The organism is Thermodesulfobacteriota bacterium (genome assembly GCA_040758155.1).
Taxonomy (GTDB): Bacteria; Desulfobacterota; Deferrimicrobia; order Deferrimicrobiales; family Deferrimicrobiaceae; genus UBA2219.
The window spans coordinates 1-6018 of the sequence record JBFLWB010000146.1 but is presented as its reverse complement, the minus strand read 5'-3'; the positions used below and the strand labels follow the sequence as shown (position 1 = coordinate 6018).

The following is a 6018-nucleotide window of genomic DNA, read 5'->3' as shown; positions in this document are numbered from 1 at the left end:
GAAAGGAGGGCGTCATGGCGAAGCGACGGCGCAAGGGGAACTGGTACCTCGACATCCCGGTGAAGAAGGCCTCTGGCCAACCCCTGGCCGACGGGAAGAGCGTTGAGCCGACGCAGCCCCAGCACCAGGAAGCACCACTCTCGACGAAGGGGGATGCCTGCGATTGAGACCTTCCACGCCACGCGGGTGGCTCTGCTGGGCGCTCTACGTGTCTGCCAGGTACGCCCAGCCCCACGGCGTGAAGTACGAGTACGACGGCCGCCAGGACTGGCGCACGAACGACCAGCGGGAGGAGGCGATCAGCGTCTCCCTCATGGCGGAGAGGGCCTCACACGAAGTGTGCGGCAACGGGATCGGGTACGCGCTGCTGACGGCGTACTACGCGGACGACGCGCCCTGGTTCTCCTTCTCCCGACCGGAGCAGCGGATCATCGCGAGGACGGCGAGGGACTTCTACCGGCGATTGAGGGAGGCCGGGTTCCTCTCGTGACTGGCCTTTCGGTGTGCTGCGGAAAGAGCCACGAAATTGTTGGCCTCCCCTATGCCATATATATAGTAATATGGCACGAAGGGGGACGGAAACTATGGCGAAGAAGATGGTCAAGGTGATCGCTTTGGTCGAGGAGGAGCAGCGGCGGCGGCTGTACCACGCCCTCTTGGATGAGAACAAGAGCTTCGCCGAGTGGCTTCGTGAGCAGATTAACGCGTACCTGGTGCGTACGGACGAGAAGACTCGACCGACAAAGAGGGCGAGAGGCAGGGGTTAAGAACCTCGGGGGGAGGAGACACTATCATGGCAATCCGGAAGCGCGGGAGCATCTGGTACATCGACTACTACGCCGGGGGCAAGCGGCACGTGGAGGCGGTCGGCCCGTTGAAGAAGGACGCGGAGGCCGCCCTCGGTGGGATCAAGAAGGAGATTCGAGAGGGGCGGTGGTTCCCCCGAAAGCTGCGGGAGGTCCCCTTCGACGACCTGGTGGACGAGTACGAGGGCGCGGCGAAGTCGAAGAGGAGCTACCACGTCGAGAAGTCCTACATCGCCAAGGTGAAGGAGTACTTCGAGGGGCGGCTCCTCTCGGAACTGACTCCCCTCGACGTGGAGCGGTTCAAGGCCGACCGGAAGGGTACCCCGACCCGGGGCAATCGACCCCGGACCGGGACGGCGGTCAACCGGGAGCTGGCCTGCCTGCGGGCGATGCTGAACAAGGCCGTCCAGTGGGGGATGATCGAGAAGAACCCCGCCGCGCGGGTGAAGATGTTCCCCGAACCCCCCGGTCGGAACTGCTTCCTGACCGTCGAGCAGGCGGGGCGGCTGCTCGACGCGTGCGCCCCGCACCTGCGGTCCATCGTGCTGTGCGCGCTGGAGACCGGGATGCGGAAGGCGGAGATCCTCGGCCTGAGGTGGTCGGACATCCGCAACGGGATGGTCTACCTCCCAGCGAACCGGACGAAGAACGGGAAGCCCCGCGAGGTCCCTGTGTCCCAGCGGCTCTCTACCGAGCTGCTGCGGCTGCGCAACCGGCGCCGGACCGAGGATGTCTCGGTCGCGTCCGACCTCGTGTTCCAGCCCCCGAGGAAGCGGGTGGGTAAACGGCGGGGCAAGGTGGAGGTGGTGACCGGCCCGATGCGATCGATCCGGAATGCCTGGGACACGGCCCTTGAGAAGGCCGGGATCGCGCCGACCTTCCACTTCCACGACCTGCGGCACACGTTCGCCAGCCACCAGAAGATGGCCGGGGTGGACGACTACACCCTGATGGAACTCCTCGGGCACTCGGACTTCACCATGATGAAGCGATACGCGCACCTCACGCCGGAACATAAACGGAAGGCGGTGGAGATGCTCCCTTCGTGGACGGAAACAGACCCCGCTGTGGTTCCTGCGGCGACGGACGAGGTGTGCTGATGGAGCCGAGGAAGGTGCTGACGGAGAACATGGGGGGCGAGGTTGACTTCTTCTTTAGCGAGTACGTCTTCAATTTCATCCGCCGCGACATCGAGAGGGAGATCGCCCTCGCCCGCGCAGGTAACAACGCTTCAAATTTTCTCGCTGCTCTCGGGCTTCTCTGCTACACGGACATGCTCGGCGGATTCATTTCCGGGTCCTGGGAACACGGGAGATCGAGGGGAAATTTCGACGTCTTCTTCGACGCGCTTGGAGACGAGTACGTTGCTTTCCGGAAAGCGATCGAACCGCAGAATCCGTACTCGGTTTACCGGTGCGGGATGGTCCATGAGTATGCGGTGAAGGAACCGTGCCGAATCGCCATGCTGAAGGTCAAGGCTACATGTGGCGTGTGGAAAGATGCAGAGGGCCGCTACCAGTTCTGCGTCGAGAAATACTTCGAGGACTTCATGGTCGCCGCTTGGGCGCTATACGATCGGCTCATGGCTACGCCGAGCGTCGCGATGCCGAAGCGATAGAAGGCCGAAAAAAGTAGTCACAAACCGGTAACAAATCGAGGGAGGGAAGAAAATGGGGTTACGGGCAATCGCCCGTAACCCCTTAATTTCTGGTGCCGAAGAGGGGAGTTGAACCCCTACGCCCATTGAAGGGCACTAGACCCTGAATCTAGCGCGTCTGCCAGTTCCGCCACTTCGGCACGACTGCTGCGGAAGTTCAAAATTATAACAAAACATTTCCGGCGGCAATCAACAAAAAACCTTCCCGTGGAATTCCCCCGGGGGCCAAGTATCATTGGTATATGCGCGATCAGTCCTATTGGGAGCGGTGGATCCGGCAGAACGGCACCTCCCTTCGGGAGCGGATGGCCACCATCAAGGATTGGTACCGGGAGGCCGGCGTCGAGAAGGGAGAGCGCCGCTCCTTCAAGGCCGCCCTCAAGGCATCGGATCCCGAAGGCTTCCCGGGCAGGAAGCCGAAGAAGCCGCCGCGCCGCGGCAAGGGAAGGTGGGGGGAGGGCGCTCCGCGGGAAATCCCGCCCGTGCGACGCACCGGGAGCGGGACCGGAGGGACGCTCGAAGGGCGGCTGCGCATCACGCGGGAAGGCCGCCCGATCGTCATCCCCGATGAGCCGGACGCCCCCATTGTCCGCATCCCCGGCCATTCCCTTGCGGGGGCGTGGCCCAGGGACCGCGTTCAGGTGCGGATCGAGCGCCGGCGCGGAGGGGCGCCGCCCTACGGGAAGATCGAGCGGGTCCTCGAACGGGGGATCCGCTCGTTCGTCGGCCGGTACGTCCCTTCGGGAGGCCGTTCCTTCGTCCGTTTCCGCGACCGCGATTCCGACCTGCTCCTCGAGGCCGATGTCCCGCGGGGATTCGCCGCGGAGGCGGGGGAGATCGTGCTCGCCGAAGTCAGCGAATATCCGGGCGGCCGGTCGGAGGGACGGGCGCGCATCGAGAGGTCGCTGGGGAAATCGCACACGATGGAGACGCTTTTCCTGGCCGTGGCGTCGTCGATGGACCTCCCGGTGGAATTTCCGGAGGCTGCCGGCGCCGAGGCGGCGGCGATCCCCCAGGGGGTCCGCCTGTCGTCGTGCGAGGATGGGCTGCAGCACGGAGACGAATCGCTCCCCCGGGAGGAGCTGCGCCACCTGCCGTTCGTCACGATCGACGGGGAGGACGCGCGCGATTTCGACGATGCGGTGTGCCTCGTCCCGGAGGGCGACGGCTTTCGCCTGCACGTCGCGATCGCCGACGTCGCGCATTACGTGGCGCCGGGATCGGCGATCGACCGCGAAGCGTACGCCCGGGGCACCAGCGTCTATTTTCCCGACCGTTGCATCCCGATGCTCCCGCGGGAGCTTTCGGAGGGAGTGTGCAGCCTGAAGGCCGGCGTGAACCGGCTGACGATGAACGTGGAGGTGCCGATCCGTCCCGGCGGGGGACTCGGACCGCCTTCGTTCCGTCCCGCGGTCATCCGGAGCCGGGCGCGGCTGACATATGACGAGGTCCACGAACGTCTCGCCCGGGAAGACGAGGGGGAGATCGGGCGGATGCTCCGGGACATGGCGACGGCGGCGGGCTGGCTGACGCTGGCGCGCGCCGGCAGGGGCGCCCTGGATTTCGACCTGCCGGAGTCGAAGATCGCCGTCGAGGCGGGGATGCCCGTCTCCGTCCTTCCCGCGCCGAGATGGGAGTCCCACCGCATCATCGAGGAATTCATGCTGGCGGCGAACACCGCGGTGGCCGAGTTCCTGTCCGGCAGGGGCGACCCGTTCCTGTTCCGGATCCACGAGGAGCCGGCGGCCGACAAGGTGGAGGAGTTCGAGACCGCCGCGGGGCGCCTCCTGCGGCGATCTCGGTCAACCGACCGGCGGGACGTGGCGTCCCGCCTGAAGGCGTGGGCGGACCTCGCGCGGGGCGGCAAGTACGAGCGGGCGATCCACATGATGCTCCTGAGGAGCCTGATGCTCGCCAGGTACGGGCCTCAGACGAAAGGGCATTTCGGCCTCGCGCTCTCGCGCTATACCCATTTCACCTCCCCGATCCGGAGGTACCCTGACCTGGTCGTACACCGCGCGCTCCGGGCGGCGCTCGGGGACAGGAAACTGGCGCCTTACCTGCGCGCGCTCGCGGAACGGGGGGAGAAGATGGGGGATCACCTCTCCGACAGGGAACGGCTGGCGATGGACGCCGAGCGGGCGGTTTCCGCCCGGGCGAAAGCCCTCTTCATGACGGGCAGGACGGCGGAGGTCTTCGAAGGAAAGGTCTCTTCCCTCGTCCCGTCGGGATTTTTCGTGGAGCTTTCCGACTGGATGGTGGAGGGGATGGTCCACATCTCCACCCTGCGCGACGACGAATACCGCTTCTCCCGCGACCGGATGGAATGGGTCGGGACGTTCCGCCGGAGACGGATCGCCCTCGGCGACCGGGTGCGCGTCCGGGTGCGCCGGGCGGACCCGGAACGCGGGGAAGTGGACTTCCTTTTCGTTGAAAACCTGAGGGAATATCCCTAAAATAAAGGCCAATCCGGGGGTGATGATGCGAAGGAAAATTCTTCTTGCCGAGGACAGCGTCACCATTCAGAAAGTCTTTGAGCTCGCACTCGCCCGGTCCGACGTGACCCTGGTCACCGTCGAGAACGGGGACGATGCGGTGCGCGCCGCCTCGGAGGCGGCGTTCGACCTGGTGATCGCCGACCTCACCCTGCCGGGCAAGGACGGCTTCGAGGTGGCTTCCGCGATATCCGAAAGGGAATCGACCAGGGAGCTGCCCGTGCTGATCCTTTCCGGGGCCCACATTCCGCTGGACGAGGGGCGACTGAAGGCATCCGGCGCGAAGGGGGTCCTGTTCAAGCCGTTCGATTCCGCGGAGATGCTGGAAAAGGTGGAAGACCTTCTCCGGAAGCCCGCGGCGGCGCCCCCCGCCGCATCGCCGGAACCCCCTCCGGCGGTGGACGAGCACTGGAACTTCAGCGATGTCCTCGACGAGGTCGAGGAGCCTGCGCCCGCCCAGGCGCTGCCGGCGGTGGGTGTGAAGGAAGAGCCGCCGGGCTACGACGAGTTCGACGTGTCGATCGACGACATCGAGGAGCCGCCTCCGGTCGCTTCGGAAGGGGAGCTCGCCGAAATCGAAGAGATCGAGGAACTCGAGGAAATCGAGGAGATCCCGGAGGAGATCCCGGAAGGAATCCGGGACGAAGTCCCGGTGGAGGCATTCGTGGATTCCCCTGTAGAATCCCCGGCGGAAACCCCGGAGGAGATCCAGGAAGCGATCCTGGAAGAGGTCCCGGAGATGCGGGAAACACATCTGGTGCAGGAGATGGCGGAGGAAACGGAGCCGCCGCTCCCGCCCTATGCCCCCCCGGCGGTCCCCGCGGACGAGGCGCTCGAGGAGAAACTGAAGGAACAGTTCGCCGCCCGGGCCGAAGCCGTCTTCCGCGATGTGGCATCCGAAGCAGTGGAGAAGGCGATGTGGGAGATGATGGACCGACTTGCCGGGGAATTCTCGGCAAGAATACGCGAATCGGTCGAAGCCGTCGCATGGGAGGTGATCCCGGCCACCGCGGAGGCGCTGATCCGGGAGGAGATCTCCCGGATCCGGACCCAGGCCGGA

The 6018-nt window shown here is 65.4% G+C and carries 6 protein-coding genes and 1 tRNA gene; 6 read left to right on the top strand and 1 reads right to left on the bottom strand.

Features of this window, described 5'->3' with window-relative positions; genetic code table 11:
* Positions 1-163: 163 nt before the first annotated feature.
* From AB1346_10300 to AB1346_10285, 4 genes are all read left to right on the top strand, one after another.
* Positions 164-490 carry a hypothetical protein gene (locus tag AB1346_10300; GenBank protein MEW6720826.1) on the top strand — a complete coding sequence of 109 codons (327 nt, stop codon included), beginning with the start codon at positions 164-166 and terminating at the stop codon, positions 488-490.
* Between the two features lie 94 nt (positions 491-584).
* Entirely contained in the window at positions 585-767 is a 183-nt protein-coding gene (locus AB1346_10295) for a hypothetical protein (protein MEW6720825.1), read from the top strand.
* Between the two features lie 26 nt (positions 768-793).
* Positions 794-1906 carry a tyrosine-type recombinase/integrase gene (locus tag AB1346_10290; GenBank protein MEW6720824.1) on the top strand — a complete coding sequence of 371 codons (1113 nt, stop codon included), beginning with the start codon at positions 794-796 and terminating at the stop codon, positions 1904-1906.
* Positions 1906-2424, top strand: a complete 519-nt coding sequence (locus AB1346_10285; GenBank protein ID MEW6720823.1) for a hypothetical protein — start codon at positions 1906-1908, stop codon at positions 2422-2424. Before AB1346_10290 ends, AB1346_10285 begins: the two co-directional genes overlap by 1 nt.
* A gap of 90 nt (positions 2425-2514) precedes the next feature.
* Here the strand turns inward: AB1346_10285 and AB1346_10280 are convergent.
* A tRNA-Leu gene (locus AB1346_10280) sits at positions 2515-2603 on the bottom strand.
* Between the two features lie 102 nt (positions 2604-2705).
* Between AB1346_10280 and AB1346_10275 the strand changes: the two genes are divergently transcribed.
* Together AB1346_10275 and AB1346_10270 are read left to right on the top strand one after the other, a co-directional pair.
* Positions 2706-4919 carry a VacB/RNase II family 3'-5' exoribonuclease gene (locus AB1346_10275; GenBank protein ID MEW6720822.1) on the top strand — a complete coding sequence of 738 codons (2214 nt, stop codon included), beginning with the start codon at positions 2706-2708 and terminating at the stop codon, positions 4917-4919.
* Between the two features lie 25 nt (positions 4920-4944).
* Positions 4945-6018: response regulator (locus AB1346_10270; GenBank protein MEW6720821.1), on the top strand; the 1074-nt coding region annotated here is incomplete at its 3' end.

What these genes read in the sequence shown, in the direction of transcription:
- AB1346_10295 (MEW6720825.1), top strand. Translation starts at nt 585, where the DNA reads ATGGCGAAGAAGATGGTCAAGGTGATCGCTTTGGTCGAGGAGGAGCAG.
- AB1346_10290 (MEW6720824.1), top strand. Translation starts at nt 794, where the DNA reads ATGGCAATCCGGAAGCGCGGGAGCATCTGGTACATCGACTACTACGCC.
- AB1346_10285 (MEW6720823.1), top strand. Translation starts at nt 1,906, where the DNA reads ATGGAGCCGAGGAAGGTGCTGACGGAGAACATGGGGGGCGAGGTTGAC.
- AB1346_10275 (MEW6720822.1), top strand. Translation starts at nt 2,706, where the DNA reads ATGCGCGATCAGTCCTATTGGGAGCGGTGGATCCGGCAGAACGGCACC.